Source organism: Facklamia sp. P13064, from assembly GCF_050409425.1.
GTDB lineage: Bacteria > Bacillota > Bacilli > Lactobacillales > Aerococcaceae > Facklamia.
In genome coordinates, this window is record NZ_JBNUPM010000013.1 from 22,209 (window position 1) to 46,136 (window position 23,928).

At 36.2% G+C, this 23,928-nt stretch carries 25 protein-coding genes; 7 read left to right on the forward strand and 18 right to left on the reverse strand.

Annotation, left to right across the window (positions count from 1 at the left end; all coding sequences use genetic code 11):
- Window positions 1-213 precede the first annotated feature (213 nt).
- Window positions 214-2,100: a type I pullulanase gene (pulA, locus tag ACQV2S_RS06545; protein WP_428872769.1), complete on the reverse strand. Its 1,887-nt coding sequence runs from the start codon at window positions 2,098-2,100 to the stop codon at window positions 214-216.
- A 108-nt stretch (window positions 2,101-2,208) separates the two neighbouring features.
- Window positions 2,209-2,754, reverse strand: a complete 546-nt coding sequence (ntdP, locus tag ACQV2S_RS06550; protein ID WP_090289229.1) for a nucleoside tri-diphosphate phosphatase — start codon at window positions 2,752-2,754, stop codon at window positions 2,209-2,211.
- Window positions 2,755-2,958: 204 nt separating this feature from the next.
- On the opposite strand from ntdP, the gene ACQV2S_RS06555 reads away from it, so the two are divergent.
- Together ACQV2S_RS06555 and ACQV2S_RS06560 are read left to right on the forward strand one after the other, a co-directional pair.
- The gene (locus tag ACQV2S_RS06555) at window positions 2,959-4,098 is read left to right on the forward strand and encodes an LLM class flavin-dependent oxidoreductase (protein ID WP_428874894.1); all 1,140 of its coding nucleotides are present in this window, start codon (window positions 2,959-2,961) and stop codon (window positions 4,096-4,098) included.
- The gene (locus ACQV2S_RS06560; RefSeq protein ID WP_428872767.1) at window positions 4,098-4,664 is read left to right on the forward strand and encodes an NADPH-dependent FMN reductase; all 567 of its coding nucleotides are present in this window, start codon (window positions 4,098-4,100) and stop codon (window positions 4,662-4,664) included. Before ACQV2S_RS06555 ends, ACQV2S_RS06560 begins: the two co-directional genes overlap by 1 nt.
- Window positions 4,665-4,755: 91 nt before the next feature.
- On the opposite strand, the gene mutY is transcribed toward ACQV2S_RS06560, so the two are convergent.
- On the reverse strand, window positions 4,756-5,955 hold the full coding sequence (mutY, locus tag ACQV2S_RS06565; protein ID WP_428872766.1) for an A/G-specific adenine glycosylase: 1,200 nt from the start codon (window positions 5,953-5,955) through the stop codon (window positions 4,756-4,758).
- A gap of 4 nt (window positions 5,956-5,959) precedes the next feature.
- The gene (locus tag ACQV2S_RS06570; RefSeq protein ID WP_428885232.1) at window positions 5,960-6,910 is read right to left on the reverse strand and encodes a RecX family transcriptional regulator; all 951 of its coding nucleotides are present in this window, start codon (window positions 6,908-6,910) and stop codon (window positions 5,960-5,962) included.
- A gap of 113 nt (window positions 6,911-7,023) precedes the next feature.
- Here ACQV2S_RS06570 and ACQV2S_RS06575 point away from each other — a divergent pair, with 113 nt between their 5' ends.
- The 4 genes from ACQV2S_RS06575 to sdaAA all read left to right on the forward strand — a co-directional run bounded on the left by ACQV2S_RS06575 (window position 7,024) and on the right by sdaAA (window position 11,031).
- Entirely contained in the window at window positions 7,024-7,815 is a 792-nt protein-coding gene (locus ACQV2S_RS06575; protein WP_428885233.1) for a threonine/serine ThrE exporter family protein, read from the forward strand.
- Window positions 7,806-8,261 (forward strand): threonine/serine exporter family protein, encoded by a 456-nt coding sequence (locus ACQV2S_RS06580; protein ID WP_428872763.1) that lies wholly within the window; start codon window positions 7,806-7,808, stop codon window positions 8,259-8,261. Before ACQV2S_RS06575 ends, ACQV2S_RS06580 begins: the two co-directional genes overlap by 10 nt.
- Window positions 8,262-8,344: 83 nt before the next feature.
- Window positions 8,345-9,301, forward strand: a complete 957-nt coding sequence (locus tag ACQV2S_RS06585; RefSeq protein WP_428872762.1) for a DUF697 domain-containing protein — start codon at window positions 8,345-8,347, stop codon at window positions 9,299-9,301.
- Window positions 9,302-9,414: 113 nt separating this feature from the next.
- Window positions 9,415-11,031, forward strand: a complete 1,617-nt coding sequence (gene sdaAA / locus ACQV2S_RS06590; RefSeq protein ID WP_428885234.1) for an L-serine ammonia-lyase, iron-sulfur-dependent, subunit alpha — start codon at window positions 9,415-9,417, stop codon at window positions 11,029-11,031.
- 48 nt (window positions 11,032-11,079) lie between these two features.
- On the opposite strand, the gene ACQV2S_RS06595 is transcribed toward sdaAA, so the two are convergent.
- The 8 genes from ACQV2S_RS06595 to ACQV2S_RS06630 all read right to left on the reverse strand — a co-directional run bounded on the left by ACQV2S_RS06595 (window position 11,080) and on the right by ACQV2S_RS06630 (window position 16,467).
- Window positions 11,080-11,496: a hypothetical protein gene (locus ACQV2S_RS06595; RefSeq protein ID WP_428872761.1), complete on the reverse strand. Its 417-nt coding sequence runs from the start codon at window positions 11,494-11,496 to the stop codon at window positions 11,080-11,082.
- A 35-nt stretch (window positions 11,497-11,531) separates the two neighbouring features.
- Window positions 11,532-12,053, reverse strand: a complete 522-nt coding sequence (locus ACQV2S_RS06600) for a hypothetical protein (RefSeq protein WP_428885236.1) — start codon at window positions 12,051-12,053, stop codon at window positions 11,532-11,534.
- The gene (locus tag ACQV2S_RS06605; protein WP_428885237.1) at window positions 12,037-12,882 is read right to left on the reverse strand and encodes an NAD(P)H-hydrate dehydratase; all 846 of its coding nucleotides are present in this window, start codon (window positions 12,880-12,882) and stop codon (window positions 12,037-12,039) included. The genes ACQV2S_RS06600 and ACQV2S_RS06605 overlap by 17 nt, the downstream gene beginning before the upstream one ends.
- 125 nt (window positions 12,883-13,007) lie before the next feature.
- Window positions 13,008-13,859 carry a DegV family protein gene (locus ACQV2S_RS06610; RefSeq protein ID WP_428874896.1) on the reverse strand — a complete coding sequence of 284 codons (852 nt, stop codon included), beginning with the start codon at window positions 13,857-13,859 and terminating at the stop codon, window positions 13,008-13,010.
- Entirely contained in the window at window positions 13,852-14,385 is a 534-nt protein-coding gene (locus tag ACQV2S_RS06615; protein WP_428885238.1) for a DUF1836 domain-containing protein, read from the reverse strand. The genes ACQV2S_RS06610 and ACQV2S_RS06615 overlap by 8 nt, the downstream gene beginning before the upstream one ends.
- A 106-nt stretch (window positions 14,386-14,491) precedes the next feature.
- Window positions 14,492-15,223 (reverse strand): YebC/PmpR family DNA-binding transcriptional regulator, encoded by a 732-nt coding sequence (locus ACQV2S_RS06620; RefSeq protein ID WP_428872755.1) that lies wholly within the window; start codon window positions 15,221-15,223, stop codon window positions 14,492-14,494.
- A 21-nt stretch (window positions 15,224-15,244) separates the two neighbouring features.
- Window positions 15,245-16,072: an exodeoxyribonuclease III gene (locus ACQV2S_RS06625; protein WP_428872754.1), complete on the reverse strand. Its 828-nt coding sequence runs from the start codon at window positions 16,070-16,072 to the stop codon at window positions 15,245-15,247.
- Between the two features lie 65 nt (window positions 16,073-16,137).
- Entirely contained in the window at window positions 16,138-16,467 is a 330-nt protein-coding gene (locus ACQV2S_RS06630; protein WP_428872753.1) for a hypothetical protein, read from the reverse strand.
- 191 nt (window positions 16,468-16,658) lie between these two features.
- On the opposite strand from ACQV2S_RS06630, the gene ACQV2S_RS06635 reads away from it, so the two are divergent.
- Window positions 16,659-18,125: an NCS2 family permease gene (locus tag ACQV2S_RS06635; RefSeq protein ID WP_428872752.1), complete on the forward strand. Its 1,467-nt coding sequence runs from the start codon at window positions 16,659-16,661 to the stop codon at window positions 18,123-18,125.
- A gap of 52 nt (window positions 18,126-18,177) precedes the next feature.
- Here the strand turns inward: ACQV2S_RS06635 and ACQV2S_RS06640 are convergent, their stop codons facing one another.
- From ACQV2S_RS06640 to ACQV2S_RS06665, 6 genes are all read right to left on the reverse strand, one after another.
- Window positions 18,178-20,163 (reverse strand): FtsX-like permease family protein, encoded by a 1,986-nt coding sequence (locus ACQV2S_RS06640; protein WP_428885239.1) that lies wholly within the window; start codon window positions 20,161-20,163, stop codon window positions 18,178-18,180.
- Window positions 20,157-20,915: an ABC transporter ATP-binding protein gene (locus ACQV2S_RS06645; protein ID WP_428872750.1), complete on the reverse strand. Its 759-nt coding sequence runs from the start codon at window positions 20,913-20,915 to the stop codon at window positions 20,157-20,159. Before ACQV2S_RS06645 ends, ACQV2S_RS06640 begins: the two co-directional genes overlap by 7 nt.
- A gap of 105 nt (window positions 20,916-21,020) precedes the next feature.
- On the reverse strand, window positions 21,021-21,917 hold the full coding sequence (locus ACQV2S_RS06650; protein WP_428872749.1) for a sensor histidine kinase: 897 nt from the start codon (window positions 21,915-21,917) through the stop codon (window positions 21,021-21,023).
- Window positions 21,901-22,602 carry a response regulator transcription factor gene (locus ACQV2S_RS06655; RefSeq protein ID WP_428872748.1) on the reverse strand — a complete coding sequence of 234 codons (702 nt, stop codon included), beginning with the start codon at window positions 22,600-22,602 and terminating at the stop codon, window positions 21,901-21,903. Before ACQV2S_RS06655 ends, ACQV2S_RS06650 begins: the two co-directional genes overlap by 17 nt.
- Before the next feature lie 14 nt (window positions 22,603-22,616).
- The gene (gloB, locus tag ACQV2S_RS06660) at window positions 22,617-23,321 is read right to left on the reverse strand and encodes a hydroxyacylglutathione hydrolase (RefSeq protein WP_428872747.1); all 705 of its coding nucleotides are present in this window, start codon (window positions 23,319-23,321) and stop codon (window positions 22,617-22,619) included.
- 14 nt (window positions 23,322-23,335) lie between these two features.
- Window positions 23,336-23,833 (reverse strand): methylated-DNA--[protein]-cysteine S-methyltransferase, encoded by a 498-nt coding sequence (locus ACQV2S_RS06665; protein WP_428885240.1) that lies wholly within the window; start codon window positions 23,831-23,833, stop codon window positions 23,336-23,338.
- Between the last annotated feature and the right edge of the window lie 95 nt (window positions 23,834-23,928).

Consider the following 23,928-nt stretch of genomic DNA (forward strand, 5'->3'; position numbering starts at 1 on the left):
CTTAAAGACTGCACAGCCTTGAGTCATCCGCCGAAAATTCGATAAACTCATCCTCGTCACCTATTTCAATAGGTCTGGCGCTATCCAATTTTAGTCTCCTTTTATATTTTCTGAAAGCCTATTAAACTTACACTAAGCACGACTAAATGTCAAAAACTTCACACAAAAAAGCGTAAGGATTAAAAGGAATCTTCACGCTCTTTTGAATTATATTTATTTTGTTCTCTTTTTTAAACGTTTAATAACCGTCGTTGAATATGGAAGCAAATTAATCGATTTAATTTGATTAAGATATTCATTTTCTTCAAGATCAACAACATCATCGTAAACTAACATCGTATAATTGCCTAAAGGAACATTAAAGTGCGCATATTCTTCACCACCATTAAACATTAACAAGAGATCATAGCTTTTACCGGCATAACGAACCGCCATGATTTGGTCTGAAGCTTGAATTACTTCTGTCGAACAACGTAAGCTCTCATAGCTAGTTTGGCGTAGAAGAGGCTCTTCTTTTCTTAATTGAATTAAACCCTTTACGAATTCCACCGTTTTACAATGTTGAGTCATTAGAGACCAATCGATTTGATTAATAGCATCTGGTCGGTTATAAGAATCTCTGACTCCTTGCTTGCTTCTTAAAAATTCTTGACCAGCATGAATAAAGGGAATCCCTTGGGCTAGCAAGACTAAAGCCAATCCTAATTGCTGTTTTTTTATAATAATTTCCGGTAGATGATAAGGGTCAGCCATCATTAACCGATCATAGAGTGTATAATTATCGTGTGCTTCACAATATTGAATCACTTGCATGGGATTATTAAATTTTTCAGAATCATAGCGAGCTAGAAAATTATTAACTAGTGGTTCTTCCATGTACCAAGCACCATTAATAAACCCCCTTGCCTCAGGATTAAAATCATTCCCTTTTATAGCCTCTCGGATCCCATCATTAAATTGAGCTATTCTAGGCATTTTATAAGCATTATTTAAATTAGCTTTTTGATCTGGTGGAATGGGACTAGCCATATCCCAACCCTCACCTAAAATAATTATACTAGGGTCAATTGCATCAAGAGCTTCTCGAACAGCTTTTAAACTCTCAATATCATGCAAACCCATTAAATCAAAGCGAAATCCATCGATATGAAATTCACTTGCCCAGTATTGAACAGAGTCTACGATGAACTTTTGCATCATCACACGTTCAGATGCTGTATCATTTCCCACGCCACTGCCATTAGTTAACTGTCCAGATTGGTCATAGCGAAAATAATAGTGCGGGACTGTTAAGTGGAGAGGATGGTTTTCAACTTGGTAGACATGATTATAAACAACATCCATAATGACACGCATCCCTTTTTGATGAATAGCATGAATCATTTGTTTTAATTCTTTAATTCTAACAATAGGATCATAAGGATCTGTTGCGTAAGAGCCTTCTGGAATATTGTAGTTATAAGGATCGTAACCCCAATTATATTCATTTGGTTGCTCAAAGGTTTCATCGATAGAGTCAAAATCGAAAAGAGGTAAAAATTCTAAATGGGTCACTCCCAACTCACTTAGATAGTCTAACCCTGTGGAATCCCCTTCAGGATTTCGTGTGTCGGTTTGAGTCAATCCTAGATACTTTCCTCTATCAGTAATGCCAGATTCGCCTTGAATCGTTAAGTCGCGTACATTCACTTCATAAATAACCATAGCTTCGTCTCGAGGAAAAGACGGCATCCTTTTCGACCAGCCTGCTGGATTGGTTTTTTTCAAATCAACTACGACTGATCTCCTACCATTAACTGTACATGCTCGAGCGTATGGATCGATTGTTTCCTTTTGGCTCCCGTCTTTGAAATCAATACGAAAGCGGTAGGTTGTTTGATGATGGTCCCCTGCTAATTCTATTTGGAATACAGGGCCTTGCTTAACCATGAGGTGTTCATCTTTAACTTGACCATAATAACCTTCAAAAACAATTAATTGGATGGAGCGAGCAGTTGGTGCCCATACTTTAAATACTGTTTTATCAGGTGAATAGATAGCTCCTAATGCACCTAAATATGCCATTTGATCTAATTCTTTAATCCTCTCTTTTGTATACATACCTTCACTCTCTCATCCTTTATTTTAAAAAAAAGCAATAGAATAACGATTTACTATCGCTTCTATTGCGTTTTACACAAAATCTCTCTCAGTGAATTCTACTATTAACTATTTATAACGTTTGCGATGTGACAATTGACAATAACGTTCATACCAAATATCGATAAAGGCCGGATTAAAAGGACCTTTTTTTTCCTCAATCCAACGGACCAGCTCTTGAATGTTATATTTCAAAATGCGATCAATTTCGACTGGATAATTATAACGTCGACTATGTACTTCATACTCATCTAAATCTAACAATCGCTTCTCACCATCTGGAAACATTTTTATATCAAGATCATAATCAATATATTTTAACGCTTCCTTGTCCATAACATATGGAGAGGCAAGATTACAATAATAAGTGACACCTCTTTTACGAATCATCGCTACAATATTAAACCAAAAATGTTGATGGTAATATACAATTGCAGCTTCTCGTGTCACCCATCGACGACCATCTGATTCGATCACTAAAGTATGATCATTGCACCCAATAATAGACTGCTCACTGGTCTTTAAAACCATCGTATCGCGCCATGTTCGATGCAAAGAACCATCGTGTTTATAACTTTTAACAGTAATGAATTCACCTTCTCTGGGCTGCTTCATCACTGAACCTACTTTCTATTGTGTAAATAATTAGCCATTCGGCTATCAACTTTTCCTTGAATATTATATCATACTCGCTTGTCTTTATGGGAGCAAATTTCATTTTATAAGAGAAAGCTTATTCTCTCCTTAAAATAAATTATTTCCTAAAATTCGAGATTTATGCTATAATTTGTTCAATAAAAAAAAGAAAGGAAGCTTATTATGAATTCAAGCACTTCCCCCAAAAAACCACTAGAAATTGGTATATATACTTTAGGTGATCATGTACCTCATCCAATTACTGGCGACCGTATTTCACAAGAACAAAGAGTCAATGAAATTATTCGTTATGGTATTGAAGCAGAAGCGGCTGGCTTAGATCTTTTTAGTGTCGGTGAAAGTCACCAACCTTATTTTACTAGCCAAGCGCATACAGTTATCTTAGCAGCTATTGCTCAAGCAACTTCTAAAATTAAACTTTCTTCTGCTGCAACCATCGTTTCAACTTCAGATCCCGTTCGCATCTTTGAAGATTTTGCTACCCTGGATCTTATTTCAAAAGGAAGAATGGAGATCATTGCAGGACGCGCTTCACGTGTAGGTCTTTTTGATTTATTAGGCTATAATATGCGCGATTATGAAGCCTTATTCGAAGAAAAATTTGAACTTTTACGTCAGATTAATGAAGATTTAATTATAAATTGGGAGGGAGAATTTAGAGCACCTTTGAAGAATGCTTCCATTCTACCTCGACCTTATCAAAATCGTAAACTGACAATTTGGCGCGCAGTTGGCGGCCATCGCACATCTGCTATTCAAGCCGGACGTCAAGGAGCCCCTATCTTCTTAGCACATTTAACTGGACCAGTCGATATTCATTTAGCTAATATTCAGTCTTATCGGGAAGCCTTAGAAGAAAGTGGCTATCAAAGCCAAGATTTCCCTGTGGCAACTGCTGGAATGCTATACGTAGCTGAAACTTCACAAAAAGCCAGACAAGAAGCCTATACTTTCATTTCTAAAGGCTTTACCTTCTCAAATGGTCAAGAATTTCCTAAGCGAGCTTTTGCCCAATCAGAAAACCTTAATGATATTCTTAACGTTGGAAGTCCGCAAGAAATCGTTGAGAAAATTCTCTATCAATATGAAACTTTCGGTATCAGCCGTTATGTGGCTCAAATTGATTTTGGTGGAATTCCTTTCGAACATCTAATGAAGAACTTAGAACTTTTAGAGGCTAAAGTTTTACCCGCTGTTCGCCGCTATACTGGTCAAAAAGCTGCCGATCAAGCTGAGCCAACCGATCACGCTAAATTTAGAGAGACGGTCCAAGAATTGACCAAGGAAAAGGAAGTGGAATAATGAGATTAATTTTACTTTCTGGTTCGAAGATGGGTAGTAAAACTCGCATTGCTATGAACCTCACTAAAGAGATTATTCAAACAAACTATTCAGACTTTGATGTGGAGTTGATTGATCTAGCTGAAAAAGATATTGAATTCGCGGATGGTCATCACTATGTTGAACTTACTGGCGATAGTGCTTATGTTACAAAAGCAATCATGGAAGCTGATGCTATCATAATTGGTAGTCCAATCTTCCAAGCCTCCATCCCAGCCACACTTAAAAATATTTTCGATCTTTTACCACAAAATGCTTTAAGAGACAAAACAGTTGGAATGGTGATTACAGCAGGTAGTCCTAAACACTACTTAATTGCCGAATATCAATTGAAGCCTATACTTTCATATATGAAAGCTATGGTTATTCCTTCTTATGTCTTTATTGAAGAAGCTGACTATCATCAAGGTGAAATAATTAATCAAAACATCCATTACCGTTTAGATGGTTTAATTAAAGATACTTTATTATTTAGCCAAGCTATGGAATTAAAACGCCAAAAAGAAGAAGAAGCCTATGACTTTTAATAATTAAAATATATCGTTTGTAATCAAAAGACCTCTAGCTCTTTTTGCTAGGGGTCTAAATTTTTTAAAACTTATTTGTTTGATGCATCATTTAAAAAAGTCGTAAGTCATCATTAGAAGATGCTTTATTACTATCTAATAATTTTATCTGCAGTGAGGACAAGGCCAATTGACTTATATCACTCTCTGCTACCCACCGAAAGCTACTATCATTTAGATGAAGCTGATCAAGTAATTGCTGTCCACTACTTTCAAAATTGACCGCTAAAATGCCAACTTGCCAAATTCGATGGCTAAAAACATGTTTTATTGCTGGAGTAAGCTTTTCTATCTTGACTTTAAAGTATTGCTGAATTTCTTCTACAACAGATTCCATTACCATTTCATCTGGCTTGAGATAAGTATAAAAGAATGCCTCTTTAACTTCATTTGCATCTTTTAAAGCTAGCAAATCGACTTCTACTAAAGGATAGTGCCATAAGCCGAACAATAATTCTCCGGTTTGATGCTGACGCATTAAAACTTTCCCTTCTTTATTTATAATTTTATAAGCAAGCCATTCTTGTCTTATCTGCTTAGTCTTCTTATGTTTAACTGGATAAAGATGACTCGTTCCATTTTGATAAGATTGATCAAATTCTTCTAAGATATGGTTTTCAGGCCGGTAATTGCTTGGTGTCATAACGGTAGCTCCAATATCCATCAAAGCTTGATTAAAGTCACCCGGTCGTTTGGGGTCAATCAGAGGGTCTAATATGGCTTTAAAAACTTTACGGTTTTTTGCTTGACCAATATCTTCCTCTACTTCAAATAAGCGAGCGATAATACGCATTAAATTGCCATCAATGGCAGGCTCAACTAAACCAAAGGCAATCGAGCCGATAGCTGCTGCTGTATAAGGTCCAATACCTTTTAAACTTAATAGCTCCTTCATGGTTTTTGGCATGATGCCATCATAATCATTCATAATTTGTTTAGCAGCAAATTGCATATTTCTTACCCTTGAATAATAGCCTAAGCCTTGCCATAGCTGATGCAGTTGTTCTTCAGAACTTTGAGCTAAAGCTTGAATAGTTGGTAACTCGTCTATAAAACGCTCATAGTAAGGGATAACCGTATTCACTTGCGTTTGTTGCAGCATAATCTCACTGACCCAAATTTGATAGGGATCTTTGCTGTGGCGCCATGGTAAGTCTCGCCCTTCTTCATCGTACCAAGTTAATACTGTTTTGCGAAACTTCTGAATTTTTTGAGGAGACCAATCAAGATAACTACTTATAAATTTACTCATTTAACTACTCATTCTCCCCTTTCATATTCATCACACTTTCATTATCCTCTAGCCAATTTTGAATGTCTTGATATTCAAATCCCTTTTGTCGCAAGTCGACAATTAGACGCTGCTTAAGTTCGTAGCCTTCATGTTTTTTGGATCTTTTGCGGAAAATTTTTTGCCCCTCTTTATCCAGCAGATCCTCCTGAAGTTCAGGATCGCCTTCCATTTTATAATTATCTAGAAAGGTTTGAATGATTGTTCGATCATAGCCCTTTTGGTTAAGGTGTTGGTATAACTTTGTTTTTTGCATGGCTAAAGACAATCGTTTTTTACTTTTAATAAACTTATCCGCTAACATTTTTAAGTTTTCTCGTTGCAAATTTTCTGGATACTCCATTAAAGCTTCTTCAATTAATAGATCATTTAAACCTTTCATTTTCAGCTCATAAGAAATGTTTCTTGGCCCTTTACGGTTGATATTGGCTTGAGTGCGTACATAGGCTTGGCCATAAATAAGATCATTAATTAAGTTTTGTTCTTTTAGTTTGTCAATAATTTGATCAATCAAACTTTCTGAAATGTCAAAAGATGCATAGTCAACATTCCTTTGTTGTTTACCGGGATTAACTAGTGGCGTTTTGCAGTTACTAGATTCCAATTCCTTAGAAAAATCCTGCCTTTCTTCCATCTTCTCACTTTGTGACTCTTTTATCATTTTATCAAGATAATCACGTACTTCTTGTTCAGATTTCAAACCATAAGACAGATAGTTTAGCGTTTTTTGATAAAAACGATAATGAAATTCAGCTTCTAAAATTTTTCTAATTAACTCTTGATCGACTGCTAAACCTTTTCTGATAGCAAACTTAATTAAAATTGCCTCATCGATTCCAAAAGCAAACTGATTATCTATAAAAATAGAATAGCGTTGCTTATTCTTTTTTTGAACCTGAATTTTTGATATTTTCAAATCATCACCTCTATTTATTATTGTAACACGATTTATCCAACTTCTCTGATTCAGACTTCTATTCTGTTATCGAGAATATGCTATAATAGACAAAAAACTAAAGGGGCTTGCTCATGGATAAAAGAGAACAGTCAATTCTTCAACTAGCCACTCTTGCTGGGACCCTCTTGATTCAATCAGAAGCTGAAGGTTATCGAGTTGAGCGAACAGTTAACCAAATTCTCTCATTAAGTAACTTTGACCAACCCGCTGTCTTTTCATCTGCTTCTGGCCTATTTTTAGCTTTACAAAGTAGTCAGTTTAAAGAAGAAAGCCCGGTGGGAAGCACAATTATTGTAAGGGTGAAAAACCGCAAAAATCACATGCGCATCATCCATCAAGTCAATGAAATCATTGGTCAATTATTAGACAAAAGTATTAGTCCACAAGAAGCCTATTTGAAACTAAACAGCATTCAAGACCAGGAATATACCACCCATAACCAATTTGTTTGGACAATTCTTTTGATCATGTCCTATGTTATCTTATTAGAAGGTGGTTTAGGCGATTTGGTGATTGCTCTAATTCCAACCATCATGATTCTATTTTTTAAACTATCAGAAGATAACTTTGGTCTCAACCGTTTTGCTGTCAATGTCTTAATGACAAGTTCACTAGCCTTTGTATTACCCATTATCCATTGGTATGTAACCACCCGCTTTAACCTAAATATTGTTATTGGTGCCACTTTAATGCCACTTTATCCCGGAACGGCTTTTACCAATGGAATCCGTGATTTGCTTCACGGGGATTACTCTACTGGTATAACTCGTTTAATAGATGCTTTTAAGGAAGGATTGAGCCTTGCTTTGGGTGTCGGAATTGGCTTAGCTATCTCATATGGAGTGATTAACTTATGGAATTAAATCATTTAATATTAAGACTCGTTGCTAGTTATCTAGCAACTGTAGCAGCAGCTATCAATGTCAATGCTCCACGTAAATTCATTTATTGGTCAGGTATACCGGGAATCATTTCATATGCTGTTTATTTATTTGTTCTAAGTCACACCAATACCTTTATCGCTACTTTTATTGGTAGTCTTATTGTAAGTATTATGGGCCAGTGGATGTCACGTAAGTTTAAAACCGTCGTTAATGTTTTTTACATCCCTGCTTTCTTTCTTTATGTACCGGGAATTGCCATTTACGAGACTGCAGAATACTTTATGCAAAACAATTTGATTGCAGCTAGTCAGTCCTTTTATCAAGCCTTGGTGACTGCTCTTGCCATTGGTTTAGCGGTCTTTGTCGTGGATTCAGCTATGGATACTTATAAATATCACCTTAATAAAAGGTCACAAGCCGATTAAATTTTATACTCAATCGGTCAGTCTATGGTCGGAGTAATCTTTCTATTTAAAATGTTAAACTTATAAAATCGAGGAGTGATTTTTTGAATAATTGGCGCCAATGGCTGAAAGTAGTAGCCTCAACTTTTTTAATTATAACCATTATTTTTATTTTCAATCAATTTATGCAATTATACCGTAATTTAGCTTATATCCATCCTCTCTTAGCACTCACAGTCATTTTTATTCTAGCTGTTATGTTAATTTATTTTACATTCCTAACTGTGAGAGAACTAATGAAGTTGCCTAAAGAAATAGATTTAGCAGATGGAGCAGGTCCAGAAGAATACGATCAGTATGTAAAAGATAGTTTAGTCAAACTAATTAAGAACCCTACTTTAAAAGAGCTGAATTACGATTGGCTTGCTCACGAAAACTTATCCGCAGAAGAACAAATTCACTTGGCCCATCATTCTTTAAGAGAACATGGCTTAATTGAAATCAAAAAACAAGCTCAAATGGTTTTCTTAACAACTGCTATCTCACAAAATGGTTCCTTAGATGCCCTTACAGTTCTAGTTGTTTTAATGAAAATGGTTTGGCATTTGATCAAAGTGTATGATACGCGTCCGAGTTTCGGAAAAGTTCTTTCCATATACACTAATGTTGCAACCACAATTTTAATGGCTAGAGGGATTGAAGACTTAGATCTTATTGAAGCTCAAATGGAACCTTTCATCTCTTCCATCCTTGGAGGCAGTCTATTATCCATGATTCCAGGCTCTGTTTCGATTACTAATTTAATAGCCAACTCGATTTTAGAAGGATCCATTAATGCCCTACTAACCTTAAGAGTGGGAATTGTTACTATGGATTATTTGGGCAGCTTGAAAGATGCTGATAATCAAGTTATCAAACGGTCTGCAACCATTGAAAGCACAAAATTGCTCGGTCAAATTATTAAAGATGGCAGTTTAAAAGTTATCCAAACCATCGTTAAATCTGTTAAAAAAACAGGTATCGAAAACAGTAAGAAATGGAATCCGTTTACAAAGATATAATAACAATGCTAGCGATTTACGCTAGCATATTTTTCTGAAAAAGGTTAAATTACAAGTAAGGCTGTGCTATAATGCACTAAGTAAAAATAAGTATCTGGATTGGGGTTGATTTTATGTCATTTACAAGTTTAAAAGGTTTAATTGATGAAGCTAATGAAAGAGAACTAACCATTTCTCAAGTAATGATTCAAAATGAAATGGAATTACGAGGAATTACTGAGGAAGAAATGTTAGTTGCTATGGAAGAACAGTTTGATGTCATGGTCAATTCAGTAAGAAAAGGTACTTTGGAGTCTGTTATGAGTCATACAGGTGTGACTGGTGGAGATGGTCATCGTGTCTTTGAATATACCCAAAAGGATGACTCTTTAATCGATTCCTTCACATTAAGAGTTGTCGCAAATGCGATGGCAGTCAATGAAGTGAATGCTTCAATGGGAAGAATTGTTGCGACCCCTACGGCAGGTTCTGCCGGTATTTTACCTGCTTGTTTAGTTCATATGCTTGATACTGGAAATTTTGAAAAGGAACAATTAGTCCGTGCGATGTTTACCGCTTCTGCTTTAGGCTTAGTTATTGCTAACCGTGCTTCTATTTCCGGCGCCCAAGGAGGTTGCCAAGCCGAAGTGGGTTCTGCCACTTCTATGGCAGCTGGGGCCCTAGTTGAATTGAAAGGTGGAACACCTGAGCAAGTTGGTAATGCAGTGGGATTAGCACTTAAAAACTCACTCGGACTTGTTTGCGATCCTGTTGCAGGTTTAGTAGAAATCCCTTGTATCATTCGGAATGGACTTCATGCACTGACTGCAATGGCTGCTGCTGATATGGCATTAGCTGATGTGGTATCCATTATTCCTTCGGATGAAGTTATTGACGCTATGGATGCTATTGGTAATGAACTCCCTGAATCATTAAGAGAAACAGGCATTGGTGGTGTAGCGGGTACTCCTACTGCCCGTCGTATCAAAGAACAGGTCTTTGGTAATTCAGATGAATTAGTAGCTGATGTTGAGGTTGAGTTATCTGGAACAGGTGAAAAGATTTTAGAGGATGGAGTTAGCGCGTCTTACCAATCTGGTTTCGAAATTATTGGTCCAGTAATGGTCGGTCCTTCATCTTCTCATACTGCCGGTGCCGTTCGCCTCGGTAATGTTGCTCGTCAACTTCTAGGAGAAGAACCTGAGGAAGTCGTATTCACCCTAATGGATTCTTTTGCTAAAACTTATCAAGGTCATGGCACTGACCTAGCATTAATAGCCGGCGTTTTAGGCTATACGACTCGTGATTCAGAAATAGCTGATATACGCGATATTGCTGAAGAACGTGGATTAAAGATTAATTTCCTCGAGCGTAATCTAGGAAACTATCACCCTAATACTGCTCGTATTCATATCTTCGGTCCAAATAACCACGTCACCATCATTGGCTCATCAGTAGGTGGTGGAAAAATCGAAATCAACAAATATGATGAATATGATGTTCGCTTTTCTGGCGAACGCCCTACTTTAATTATCCGTCATAAAGATAAAATTGGAACAATCGGTCGCCTTTCAACCTTCCTACAAGATCATGATATAAACATCTCATACATGACACACCAAAGAGCTAAAATTAATGGCCCCGCTATTACTATCTTTGAAATGGACCAAGAGCTTAACCAAGAAGATACAGATGAGCTTCTTCTTCGCTTTAGCTTTATTGATGATTTAAAGGCTATCTATGTAAAATAAATTAAAACCTATTCCCAGTCATGGGGATAGGCTTTTCTCATAGTATTTTTACTCCTCGTCATTTCGTAATAAATGGCCATCTTCGTTCTTGACCAAAAAGTGAACAGTAGCAAAGACAATAAAGATAGCTATGGATCCTAATACCAAATCTTCCATTGTTTGCGCATAAATCAGCATTTTTCTAGCAATTACAAATAAGATCAGTTCTAAAACTGCTTTAGGAGAGTGAAAAAGCAACATAAAAATTAACTCAATTCCCACTAAAAGCAACAAAGCATAACCTAAAAAATTTTGAAAAACAGAATAGGTTTCTATAACATCTGCTTGTAAAACTAAATAACCGTATTTAAATAAGTCAATCATTCCTACAGCGACACTTAAAGTAATAGCTATAACTATTACCATTTCAAGTAAACGAGAGTATTCTTCGAGAGTCTGTTTTAATCTATCAATATTAAATTTCATTTTTTCGCTCCCTATATAATCTTTAATCTGAACGCTTAGCCATCAATACCACGTTCAATTGCTTTTTTATATGAATCGACAATCTTCTCTTCTTGTTTAATTAACTGTCCTAAAGTTAAAGATAATTGTTGAGAATCCTCTAAACTATCTAATTGATCCTTCTGATAATCAATGTCTCGCCAGACTAATTCATGTTCCAACTTTTTCCCTATTACGTTTAACTTCTCAATAATTTGATGCTTGAGCCGTTTTTTCCGTCTACTCTCTTGTGATTCTATTTGAGGTAGGAGTTGATAAATTTTCTCGAGTGGAATTTTTCTTTGCATATGTCCGTGCTTGACGATACAATATTCTTTACTAAAAGGACTGATTCCAGGATAGATTCCATGAATTTGATAAATACCATCGTATAAATGATACGTTCCCTTTTTAAACTCAGGAAGAAATACTCTTTTCAGTCGATAGACTGGATCTTCTCCCACAATCTCAGCTATCCACATTTTTTCATCACTATTTGGGCTTAAAGTTAGTTTTTGGGCTTTAAATTCTTCGTTCAAATCGATTACCTTTCAATTCAAATAAACCTTTCATAAATTCAGGAATTTGCTTTATTAATCTGGATGGTAACACAATAAATTCTTTTTGATTAATTTGATTAGCAATCGCTGTGTGCATATAAGCAGCTATCAATACAGCACCCAAAGGGGATGAAGACTGTCCCATCAATCCAGATATCATACCAGCTAAGGTATCGCCCATTCCCCCTATTGCCATGCCTGCATTGCCCGGGATATTGCTATAAGATAAGCCGGAAGGCTGATAAATCTCAGTTTGATGCGATTTTAATACGAGGATAGCTTGATATGAATCTGAAAATTCCTGAGGATCATTGATATTGTTCGCTTCTTGCATTTTTAGCCATTCACCCAAATGAGGGGTAAAGATTAATTGGCCTTTACAAGAAAATGGACCTTCTTTCGCCCACAGGCTAATGGCATCTCCATCAAGAATTAACACTTGATTAGGTTGGATACTTGATAGCGTTTCACTTAATATCTCAATACTTTCTTGACTCCTACCAAGGCCCGGGCCAATTAACACGTGATTTGCTTTAGAAATCCACTGTTTCCTCAAATTTTGATCTGCCCAATTCCCAACCATCATCTCTGGAGTATGCAAATGACAAACATTTATATTAGTCTTTGCAGTTAGCAAACTTGTTAAGCCCGAACCAACATGAACACAGGCGCTAGCAGCTAATATTGCAGCCCCCGCCATCTGTTCATTACCTGCTATAATCAAACTATGTCCGTAGTTCCCTTTGTAACTATCAGATGGACGAGGATCTATAAGTGATCTTATTTTAGTCAAGCTTAATTCAATCATCGTTTTCCTCATTTCCTTGAATATAGTATTATATTAAGCTGAAATCTAATAACAAGCAAGTCAAAATAATACGCTTACAAAGTAAAAACGATGAGGCTAGGAATTTCTCATCATTTTTTATTTTTTTAATCAATAACAAGAATTGAAATACCTACTGACTGAGGTCCGGCATGTACTCCTAAAACGGGAGTTAATTCAGTCACAATGGATGTTTCAGCATTAGCAATTTCTTCAGCCAAATCTTTTTGTAATTGAGAGATTTCTTCGTTATTATTGCCGGCAAAAAGAGCGATTTTGTAGCGTTTAGCTCCTTGCAATTTTTCTTTAGCTGCTGCTAAAAGGGTTGCATAAGATCTTTTCTTCCCTCTTGCCTTATTAATGATTTCAATTTCACCGTTATGAATAGTTAATAATGGATTAATATTAAAGAAAGCACCAATCATACCAGCATACTTATTAAACCTCCCACCCTTAATAACATATTTCAACGTTCTAAACAGAGCGTAAATACCAGCTTTATTTTCCACTCTTTCTAATTCAGCTAAAATTTCCTCAGCTGACTTACCATCTTCTCTGAGTTCAGCAGCATAGATTGAAAGTAAACCAGTGATTGAAGCAATATAATTGGATTCATAAATGAAAATTTCTAAGTTTTTATACTGTTCTTTAACTACTTCATATAATTGACGCATACCGGTTAATTTTAAAGATGCTGTAATTACTACTGCTTGAGTATAACCCTTCTCTACTAAACGATCCAAAAGATCTATAATTTCTTGGATAGGCGGAATACCAGTCGATAAGACGTCATGATGTTGCATCTGTTCGTAGAATTCCCTAGAATCAATATCAATCAAGTCACGATAGTGTTTATCTCCCATTTGCAACATATAGTGAATGATTTCAATACCGTAATGTTCAGCAAGATCTGCCTTTAAGTCTTGTGAAGTATCTGCAATAATAGCTAATTTATTCATTATAATCTCCTATCTGGTCATAACCACCTGATTCAATAATCAATTCGGCTAGTAATTTAGTAGCAAATGCATGTGATACTGCATTAATACCTTCGGTTTTTTTACTTATTTCAATTCCTTCAACAACAAAGGGACGATTTTGACCTACCGTTTTAAAAACACGTTGAACAGCATTGTTAATTGACTCTGAAAACAAATCAAACCCTTCTTCGATCGTTACCCTCCTCGTTTGGAGTTCAATGCCCCTTCGAACGGTTTCAATAGGCAAAATACGTTTATAGATAGCAATAATTAAAAGAAAGGCTATCTGTTGACGTCCATACTTCCTACCCTTGATTTTAGGGATGACACCCCATTTAGAATAATTTTGAATCATCGTGGAAGTCATTGCTACTTCGTCATTCATGATTGGGCCCAAACAATCTTGAATATATTCAACCACTTCTTGGTTGAACATGGACTGTTTAGGTAATTCATCCCATGAAGGACAATGGAAAGCTAATATCTTCTCAATTTTTATCGTCACTTAGCACCCCTTTTATCTAGTTATCACCACTATATGTTACCATCTAAATACATTCTGTCAAGCAAAAAAACATATTAAAAAAACTCGAGAAAATATCTCGAGTTTTTTATTCATCAAGTTGACCATTATGAAACACTTCAGACACATCGTCATCATCTTCTAGAGCATCAACAATGGTTGTCAGTACCTCATAATCTTTTTTTGATAGATTGACAAAAGTTTTGGGTATTAAGGTTAATTCAGCTGTATAAATCACTAGCCCTTCTTGCAACAATTTATCTCTTACCTTGGCTAATTCACTGGGATCCGTATAAATCTCAAAAACTTCTTCAGAACTTTCTAAGTCTTCGCCGCCCACTTCTAGAACAAGCATCAACATTTCATCTTCATCTAGATTGTTCTTTTCTCTTTCTAAAACAATATAGCCTTTGCGATCAAACAGGTAATTAACCGTTCCGGATTCTCCAATATTACCACCATTTTTATTATAAGCAATCCTGACATTGGTCATAGTTCGGTTACGATTATCAGTCAATGCTTCGGTCAAAATAGCTACCCCTTGAGGGCCAAAGCCCTCATATATCACTTCATCATAATTCTCTCCTTCAGAGGAGGTCGTCGCCTTTTTAATGGCTCGATCGACATTATCATTTGGCATGTTATTGGCTTTAGCCTTGTCCATAGCTAAACGCAAAGCGGGATTAGTGTCCGGATCCCCTCCGCTCTGTTTAGCTGCCATATAAATTTCCCGTGATAATTTTTGGAAGAGTTTCCCTCTTTTAGCATCCTGGGCACCCTTACGATTTTTTATATTATTCCACTTAGAATGTCCTGCCAATGTTATCGACTCCTTTCACTTTTATAAATCTATTTCTAATAAGATGGGGGTATGATCTTGACGCTCGCCTGAATCGATCATTTCAGATCTTTGAACTTTATCAGCGATTCGATCACTCACTAAGAAATAATCAATTCTCCAGCCTGAATTATTCTGTTTACTTGTTCGAACCCTTTGGGCCCACCAAGTATAAACGCCTTCTACTGGACCATGTAAATGACGAAAAGTATCCGTGAAACCTTTGTTTAAAAGATTAGTAAATCCTTGACGCTCTTCATCTGTAAAGCCTGCAGAAAAGTGATTTCTGTCTGGATGAGCCAAGTCAATTTCTTTATGAGCTACATTAAAATCACCTGTCGCAATCACAGGCTTTACTTGGTCTAAACATACTAAATAATCAGCATACTTTTCATCCCAAATCTGACGATCCTCTAGTCTCTTTAACTCGCTTCCAGCATTTGGAGTATATACATTAGTAAGGTAAAAATCAGCAAATTCCAATGTCATTATTCTACCTTCATAATCCATTGGATGAGGACAAGAAATTTCTGGATAAGAAACTTCAGCTTTTAAGTCTTTCTTATACATAAACATCGTTCCAGCATATCCCTTACGAGCTGGTTCTTGAGAAGAACGCCAAGCTATTTGATAATTAGGGAATAGTTCCTCTATAACCTTTTTATGTTTTTTGGTTGGTCCCTTAGCAGATAACTTAGTCTCTTGAATAGCTATTACATCTGCTTGCAAAGCGTTGAGTTTAATCAAAACTTCTCGAGACAGGATGGCTCGATTAGAATCACTGGTCAATGCAGCGTTTAGTGAATCAATATTCCAAGATATAATTTTCATTTCATTCTCCTTTTTAAATATTAGCCTCTTTATTTTATCATATTTAGCCTTGCTTCTCGAATGGTCTATAAATCTCTCAACTGTTTCAACTCATAGTGTTTACGATAGAATGCTAGTATTAAAATAATTAATGAACCTAACCAAGCCATCGGATTAGATAAGACCGTTCCAGAAAATCCAATCATAGGAGTTAATACAAAAGCGGCAATAACCCTCATGACTAATTCCGCAATACCAGCTAATCCAACTCCTGCTAAAGCATTTAAACCAATACTTCGCCCCACTATAAAAGTGTCTACCATATTGTAAAATAATTGGAATAAATTCCCCATTATTAAAGGAATCGAAAAACGAATAATCTTTTTAATGGAGGATCCGGTTGTCATATCATTCAATGGCCTACCTCCTAAGTTTAAATACCTACTCAGTATAGGAAAAACTAAAGATTGCTTCAATGAAATGAAAACACATTCTTTAGTAAAAAAAGCCGAACATTTAAATTTAACAAAAGATTATATATTTTTATGCTCTTCCGAAAGACAACTATCTTTGTTACAATCATTTCATCAATTTGAGGAGGAATTCAATGGAAGCCATTCGCAATTATTTTAAGTTTTCTGAGAACAATACGGACCTAGGAACAGAGATACAAGCAGGAATCACTACCTTTCTTGCTATGTCTTATATCATGTTCGTCAATCCAGCCATTTTGTCACAAGCAGGTATGCCGGCACAAGGAGTATTTCTAGCTACTATTTTTGCTGCTGCTATTTCAACTTTATTCATTGGAATATTTGCTAATGTTCCTTACGCCTTAGCTCCCGGGATGGGATTAAATGCATTCTTTACCTATACGGTTGTTTTTGCCTTAGGATTCACTTGGCAAGAGGCACTATCCATGGTATTCATTTGTGGAATCTTGAACGTTTTAATCACTATCACTAAAATTCGTAAATTATTAATCGTTTCAATTCCTGCATTTTTACAACATGCTATTTCTGCTGGTATCGGTATTTTCATCGGCTATATCGGTTTAAAAAATGCTGGTCTTTTACAATTCACCTCAGGTGCCGGGAATATTATCTCTGTCAATAATGGAGATCCTATGGCGGAAACAATCTCTGGTGGAGTATTCAGCGTTGTAACTGATGGTGGTATTGTCCCAGAATTGGTTAATTTCACCCAACCAGGTGCCTTAATTGCAGTTGTTGGTATAATTGTCACCATTATCCTAATGATGAGAAAGTCTAAAGGAGCCATTTTAATTGGTATCGCTGTTACAACTGTATTAGCTTTCCTAACCAATGTGGTTGACTTAGGACAAGTTTCATTCGCCGATAATTCTCTCTCTTCTGCTTTTGCTGACCTTGGGCAAATTTTTGGCGTAATTTTCACCAGTGCAGGAATCCCTTCTCTATTTGGCGATCTTACTCGCTTACCAATTGTTTTAATGACAATCTTTGCTTTTTCACTTTCTGATGTTTTTGATACAATTGGTACCTTTATTGGTACTGGTTTACGCTCAGGTATCTTTTCAAAAGCCGATCAATTAGCTTTAGAATCCGGTTCAGGATTCACTTCTAAGATGGATAAAGCCTTGTTCGGCGACTCAGTAGGGACAATTTTTGGAGCAATTCTAGGTACTTCCAATACTACAACCTTTGTCGAGTCATCTGCTGGGATTGGAGCTGGAGGTCGTACAGGCTTTACTTCAGTGGTAACAGCGCTTTGCTTTGTTCTTTCTGCTTTCTTATCGCCAATCATCTCTTTAATTCCTGCACAAGCAACAGCACCAGCCTTGATTATTGTCGGGATTTTGATGGTTAGCTCTCTATCCGATATTGACTGGTCGAATTTTGAAGATGCTGTGCCGGCATTCTTCGCATCTGTTTTTATGGGTTTAACCTACTCCATTTCCAACGGAATTGCAGCAGGATTCATTCTCTATGGAATCATTAAAACAGCTAAAGGACAAACTAAAGAAGTTCATCCAATTATTTGGGTATCGATTGTTCTCTTTATCATCAACTTCATCGTGCTAGCTATTATTTAAGAATAATACTTAAAACACCTGCTTTCTTTTTAAAAAAAGCAGGTGTTTTTATTTAATCTTCTTGATTGATAATGCGGTAGTATGACCGAGAAGTTAGATGGTAGAAAATCAGATAGAATAGAATAAATCCCGATAGGACCATACTGAAGCTAAACAAATAATCATTAAAATTATTAACACCTAATAAACCTAACAGTTTGAATATAATTTGACTCGCAAACAGATTATGAACAACTGCAATGATTAAAGGTAAGAAGAAAAACCAAAGTACTTGAGAGCGGATGGTTTTCTTAATTAATTGTAAAGGTAAGCCCACTTGTTTCATAATTTGATAATTCTTTTTATCTGCATAACCTTCTGATATTTGCTTGAAGTAAAGCATCAAGATCATTCCTATTATCAGTACACTTGAAACGATAAGACCGATAAATAATAAGCCACCATTAAGCTGATAGAGCAACTCCTTTTTATAGGCCTTACTCTCCATGAAAAAGCCTTGCTCATCAACCAATTTTTGAACTGTTTTTTCAAACTGAGGCTCTTTCAAATCAAAATATAAAGAGCTTACAGTAGATAATTCTATATCGGACTTATCTAATAAATACCTTTGCATCGCTTGTAACTCTGCTAAAGAATTGACACCAAAATACAGTGCATCAACACCAATGGTATAAGGAATAATTTCACCTTTACCAATATAGACCGCGCGTTCTAATCCATCTTTCCAATAAATTTTTTCCCAATGTGATACATCCTTTAAATTAGAGGCAAGAACCCACTGATCTTCTGGAACAGATTCATCGGGATATCTAGCTAGATAATCTGCCTTTAACCCGAGAATAACAAAGCTATGCTCTCCTTCTTCCACTTTTTGCTTTTGACCAGGCTCTAACAAAGGATAAATATGATCTTCTTTAATCAAGACAGCCTCCATCGCATTTGTCTCAATTAAATTGTTCGAAATCAAATCAGTTGATTGAAGTTCTGCTTGAAAATTTCGTAACAATTCTAATTGTTCCTCTGTTGTTTTTTCATAGGCTTGAGAAGGAGCAAAAGTTATTTCATACTCTCTTGGCATGGAACCTTCAGCAGCTGCTTCCATATTGCGATAGGTGGTTAAGGTCATTGCCAAGACCATCATAATACCAGTGGCTAAAATGGTTATCGAGGCTAATGATGTGGCATTTTTACTTATTCTCTGCAACATGCCTGAAGTACTTAAGAAATGAGTGGGTTGATAATAATAGCGCTTATTTTTTTGCATCAATTTCAACACAAACACCATAAAAGCCATGAAAAAAGAATATGTTCCGATCATCACTAAGAAAATAGCGATAAAAATCATAGACAGTGAATCTAAAACACCTTGAGTAGTAAGGGCAATATAATAGCCAGCCGCTAAGGTGATTAAACATATCGCCAAAATAATCCAACGGTTCTTAACTCGCCCTTGTCCCTTACGGCTATCCTTCATCAAATCCAGCGACTGTAAACGATGAATTTTTAAGGTGGATAAGAGATAGATAATAGCGTAAGTTCCCACCATCAATACTAAGGTTTCTAGGGCCGCTTTAGGATCAAAAGGATAATCCATAAATCCGGCTCCGGTATCCTTCATTAAACGATTAAATAAGACAAACAAAAAATTACCACTTAAATAACCTATTAAAACACTAAATAAAGCATTAACTAAGAGGACAATCGTAAATTGAATGAACGAAATACGACCTACATGCTTTTTGGCTAATCCTAGAATGGAATAGAGACCAAATTCTTGCGTTAACTTTTTTCGTATAAAGCTAGAAGCGTACAAAACAATAATAATATTCAAAAGAGTCGCAAAGAAAACACCAATCATCAATATAGAATTTAAACTGGCTGACCGTTCGATAATATATTGATTGCCAGTGAGCGATAAAATAATATATTCTAAAGCAAATAGAATAATGGAAGCAAGACTGAAAGGTAAAAAAAGTTCTTTGTTCGACTTCATTGATTTTATAGCTGACTTACGGATAACAGTCGACATACTTAGCATTTTGCTTCCCTCCGTCCATTCAACATCGCTAAGGCGTCAGCAATCGCATCTTGAAAATCAAGTGATGATTGTTGGCCTCGATATATTTCATGATAAATGACGCCATCTTTGATAAACAAAACTCGGTTAGCAGAAGACGCTGCCTTTATCGAGTGAGTGACCATCAAAATCGTATTACTTGCTTGATTTAATTTTACAAAAATTTGCATAATCTGTTCAGAAGTCTTTGAATCTAAGGCCCCAGTGGGTTCATCAGCTAGAATAATATCCGGTTGATTGATTAGAGCACGAGAAATTGCAATCCGTTGCGCTTGGCCTCCTGATATTTCATAGGGATATTTATCTAATAGTGCCTCTACCCCCACCAAACTAGCTACCCTTTTAAGTTGTTCTTCCATTTCAACCACTGATTTCTGTGATAAAACCATTGGTAAGAGGATATTGTCCCGGTTGGTAAATCCATCTAATAAATTAAAATCTTGAAAAACAAACCCTAGCTTCTCACGGCGAAAACTGGCAATTTGCTCTTCTTTAAGCCCCGACAAATCAAAATCATTTATCAAGACACGACCGGCAGTCGGTTGATCAAAAGTCGCTAAAATATTCAGTAAAGTTGATTTCCCCGACCCTGACTCTCCCATAATAGCTACATATTCCCCTTCATTAATAGCAAAATTAACATCTCTTAAGGCGATAGTCTTATTGCCTCTCCCACTGTATATTTTTTCAACATGTTCTACACTTAATAACATAAACTAGTCCCCCCTCTATTTCTTAAATCAAGTCTATAGGAATATTTAATTATCAGCCTTTATCAAAACTTACAAATTGTAAAAGAACCTTACATTTTTGTAAGGTTAACTCATCTCTTGATTAAATTGTATGATAAAACGGCTTCCTTCACCCTTTTTTGACTGAACACTTACGGCTTGGTTGAGACGCTTACTAATTAACTGCACCATGTATAAACCAATACCAGAAGATTGCTCGTTCAGTAAACCATTATGGCCCGAATAACCCTTATCAAAAATCTTAGGTAAGTCTTGAGAATGAATACCTCTTCCATCATCTTCAATGACCAAGTCATAACTAGCTTGTCTCCATTTAATCCATATATTCCCTTTGGGGCTGTATTTTAAAGCATTGGATAAGATTTGTTCGATCATAATCTGACACAGATTAGCCTCCGTTAAAATTGCTTGATCGATCGGTTGATAGTGTAAAGTAATCTCCTGATTGATGAACTGATGGCGGTAACGTTTTAAGAGCGGTTGGATAATCTCATTCAATTGAACCCGGCTAAAGACCATGTCTCTTTTAGGGTTAGTTACTTTAAGATAATTTAAAGCTAAATTAGAATAAGATTCAATTTTGACTAACTCTTGATTAAGTAGCCCTTTCGACGGATCATCGCTTTCTTCTAAGAGCATTTTACTTGCCGCAATCGGTGTTTTAATTTGATGGACCCATAATAAGAAATAGTCTTCCAAATCTTTCTCCCTATTTAATTGAATATTCTTCTCAACAAGTGAACTCTCCAATAAAGTTTGAAATTTTACTTGGTAACTTACTTCCATTTGAAAATAAAACCATTGCCTCCCTAAATATAAGACTAAAATAAGCACAATCAGTAAAGAAGGGATGAGGTAATGCATCCAGTTTAGATGAAATAAGTAAAAAACAAGAGCAAAAAGAGCTAAGATAAAGAGAACAAATAATATCAGACCGCGATATTCATTAATGAAAGCTTTCATTTTTTGCCTCTTTCTTTAAAAGACAATAACCGACTCCTTTTTTAGTACCAATTACCGGCCCACGATTAAATGCTATCAATTTTTTTCTTAAGCGTGAAATATTGACCGCTAATGTATTATCATCAATAAATTGGTTTTCTTGCCAGCAGGCATCAAGTATTTCATCCCTTCTTGCATAATTCCCCTTTTTCTTAAATAAGACTGCTAATATTTGGTATTCAGTGGCGGTTAAGTCAATAATTTCTTCTTGGTATCCAAGGCTTAAAGCTTGTGTATTTAAAGTCATCCCATCAAAACTAAGATTAAGACTGTTATCTGGTTGATAGTTATAACTTCTTCTTAAAAGAGCCTGGATTTTTGCAACAGTCAGCTGACGATCAATTGGCTTGACTAGATAATCATCTCCCCCCATCTGTAAGGCTACTAGCTGGTCCATACTTTCAGATAAAGAAGAAATAAAAATAATTGGAATTTGTGATTGAGCCCGCAACTGACTACACCAATAATAGCCATTTTGATAAGGTAAATTAATATCTAAGAGGACCAGATGGGCTTGCCAAGAGAGGCATTCTTCGACAACATTTTCAAAGTCTAGACACTTTCTAACTTCAAACCGATGCTTAATTAGTGTATTCGCTAAACCCTCAGCAATAATCGGGTCATCTTCAACGATAAATACTCGCATACCCTTCTTCCTTTCTAAAATTGATCACGCGCTTTTCTTAATTGGATGAAATCTTTCAAGCTTTCAGCTTGTAGGAACAGATTAATTTCCTTTTCAACAGCTAAACTAGTCGGGAGGCTCGGTAAGCCTTTGGACCTTAAAACTTTGACAGCTTGTTGCTGGTTCATTAAGTTTTGGTTGTCAGGTTCGATGGTTAAAGCAAAGGCCAAGTTGGTTAAAGTGTATTCGTGTCCAGCATAAAGTTGCGTTTCATCAGGCAAGTCTTTTATTTTTTGAAGACTGTCATATTGCGCTTGATAATCATTAGTAAATACACGCCCACAACCCGCTGAGAATAAAACATCACCACAGAAAAGATGCTTCCCCAGTAAATATGACACATGCTCAGCACTGTGCCCTGGTGTTTTAAGCACCTCAAACTCTAAACCACTTATCTCCAACCGGTCACTCCCTTTGACCACTTGATTAACTCTTTCTTCAACTTCAATCGGTCCGTAAACGGTCACCGCATGCTTTTGACTGGCTAACAATTCGCTCAATCCACCGACGTGGTCCTCATGAAAATGCGTTAAGAGAATCGCTTTGACTTTTAAGCCTAATGTTTTTAAGTAATTTATTAAAGGTTCACTTTCTCCTGGGTCCACGACAATAACTTCATCTTCTTTTTCAATTACCCAAATATAATTATCTTCTAAAGCAGGAATTGCTTTTATTTGCATCAGTCTCATCCTTTCTAAACTTTTTCGTGATTTAATAACCAAATCTTCCTATCAGTCCCTGCACTATAAGCAGTCAAAGCATTTGTTGCTGAGATCACTCGATGACAAAAAATGAGCAACAAAATAGGATTGGCTCCCACTGCCCCTCCTACTGCTTGAGCAGATACCTTTTGCTTAGTTTCGGCTTCAATAGTTTTCGCTATCTCTTTATAAGTCATTGTCTTTCCGTAAGGAATTTTCTTTAATATTCGCCAAACGTTTTGCCAAAAACAGTCTGGTTCATTGGATTGAGAGGAAAAAATAATGGCAGAGTTAGTTTGTCCGCGGAAATAGCTTTCTAACCAATTGATATAGGGTTTAAATTCAGGTCTCGACCAGGAAATAAAGTGCACATTGTCCGGTAAATTTTCTTCCACCTTTCCTTTGTTCTTGAACCATCGGCTAATGAGCGCTTCTTGGTCTACTAAAAGTTGTAATCGTCCAATCGGACTATCATAAATCGTAGGGATCAACAAAACTCCCCCTGATCTTTCATTCAATTTATCCTAACAAATTAGCATCTACAAATGAATAAAAACCGAATCTTAATTGAAGATACTGACATCTT

Excerpts from the sequence above, each read along its gene's own strand:
- ACQV2S_RS06575 (WP_428885233.1), top strand. The coding sequence starts at position 7,024 with ATGGATAAAAGAGAACAGTCAATTCTTCAACTAGCCACTCTTGCTGGG.
- ACQV2S_RS06560 (WP_428872767.1), top strand. The coding sequence starts at position 4,098 with ATGAGATTAATTTTACTTTCTGGTTCGAAGATGGGTAGTAAAACTCGC.
- ACQV2S_RS06635 (WP_428872752.1), top strand. The coding sequence starts at position 16,659 with ATGGAAGCCATTCGCAATTATTTTAAGTTTTCTGAGAACAATACGGAC.
- pulA (WP_428872769.1), bottom strand. The coding sequence starts at position 2,100 with ATGTATACAAAAGAGAGGATTAAAGAATTAGATCAAATGGCATATTTA.
- gloB (WP_428872747.1), bottom strand. The coding sequence starts at position 23,321 with ATGCAAATAAAAGCAATTCCTGCTTTAGAAGATAATTATATTTGGGTA.
- mutY (WP_428872766.1), bottom strand. The coding sequence starts at position 5,955 with ATGAGTAAATTTATAAGTAGTTATCTTGATTGGTCTCCTCAAAAAATT.
- ACQV2S_RS06555 (WP_428874894.1), top strand. The coding sequence starts at position 2,959 with ATGAATTCAAGCACTTCCCCCAAAAAACCACTAGAAATTGGTATATAT.
- ACQV2S_RS06650 (WP_428872749.1), bottom strand. The coding sequence starts at position 21,917 with ATGAAAGCTTTCATTAATGAATATCGCGGTCTGATATTATTTGTTCTC.
- ntdP (WP_090289229.1), bottom strand. The coding sequence starts at position 2,754 with ATGAAGCAGCCCAGAGAAGGTGAATTCATTACTGTTAAAAGTTATAAA.
- ACQV2S_RS06605 (WP_428885237.1), bottom strand. The coding sequence starts at position 12,882 with ATGATTGAATTAAGCTTGACTAAAATAAGATCACTTATAGATCCTCGT.
- ACQV2S_RS06610 (WP_428874896.1), bottom strand. The coding sequence starts at position 13,859 with ATGAATAAATTAGCTATTATTGCAGATACTTCACAAGACTTAAAGGCA.
- sdaAA (WP_428885234.1), top strand. The coding sequence starts at position 9,415 with ATGTCATTTACAAGTTTAAAAGGTTTAATTGATGAAGCTAATGAAAGA.
- ACQV2S_RS06625 (WP_428872754.1), bottom strand. The coding sequence starts at position 16,072 with ATGAAAATTATATCTTGGAATATTGATTCACTAAACGCTGCATTGACC.
- ACQV2S_RS06655 (WP_428872748.1), bottom strand. The coding sequence starts at position 22,602 with ATGCGAGTATTTATCGTTGAAGATGACCCGATTATTGCTGAGGGTTTA.
- ACQV2S_RS06640 (WP_428885239.1), bottom strand. The coding sequence starts at position 20,163 with ATGCTAAGTATGTCGACTGTTATCCGTAAGTCAGCTATAAAATCAATG.
- ACQV2S_RS06595 (WP_428872761.1), bottom strand. The coding sequence starts at position 11,496 with ATGAAATTTAATATTGATAGATTAAAACAGACTCTCGAAGAATACTCT.
- ACQV2S_RS06645 (WP_428872750.1), bottom strand. The coding sequence starts at position 20,915 with ATGTTATTAAGTGTAGAACATGTTGAAAAAATATACAGTGGGAGAGGC.
- ACQV2S_RS06580 (WP_428872763.1), top strand. The coding sequence starts at position 7,806 with ATGGAATTAAATCATTTAATATTAAGACTCGTTGCTAGTTATCTAGCA.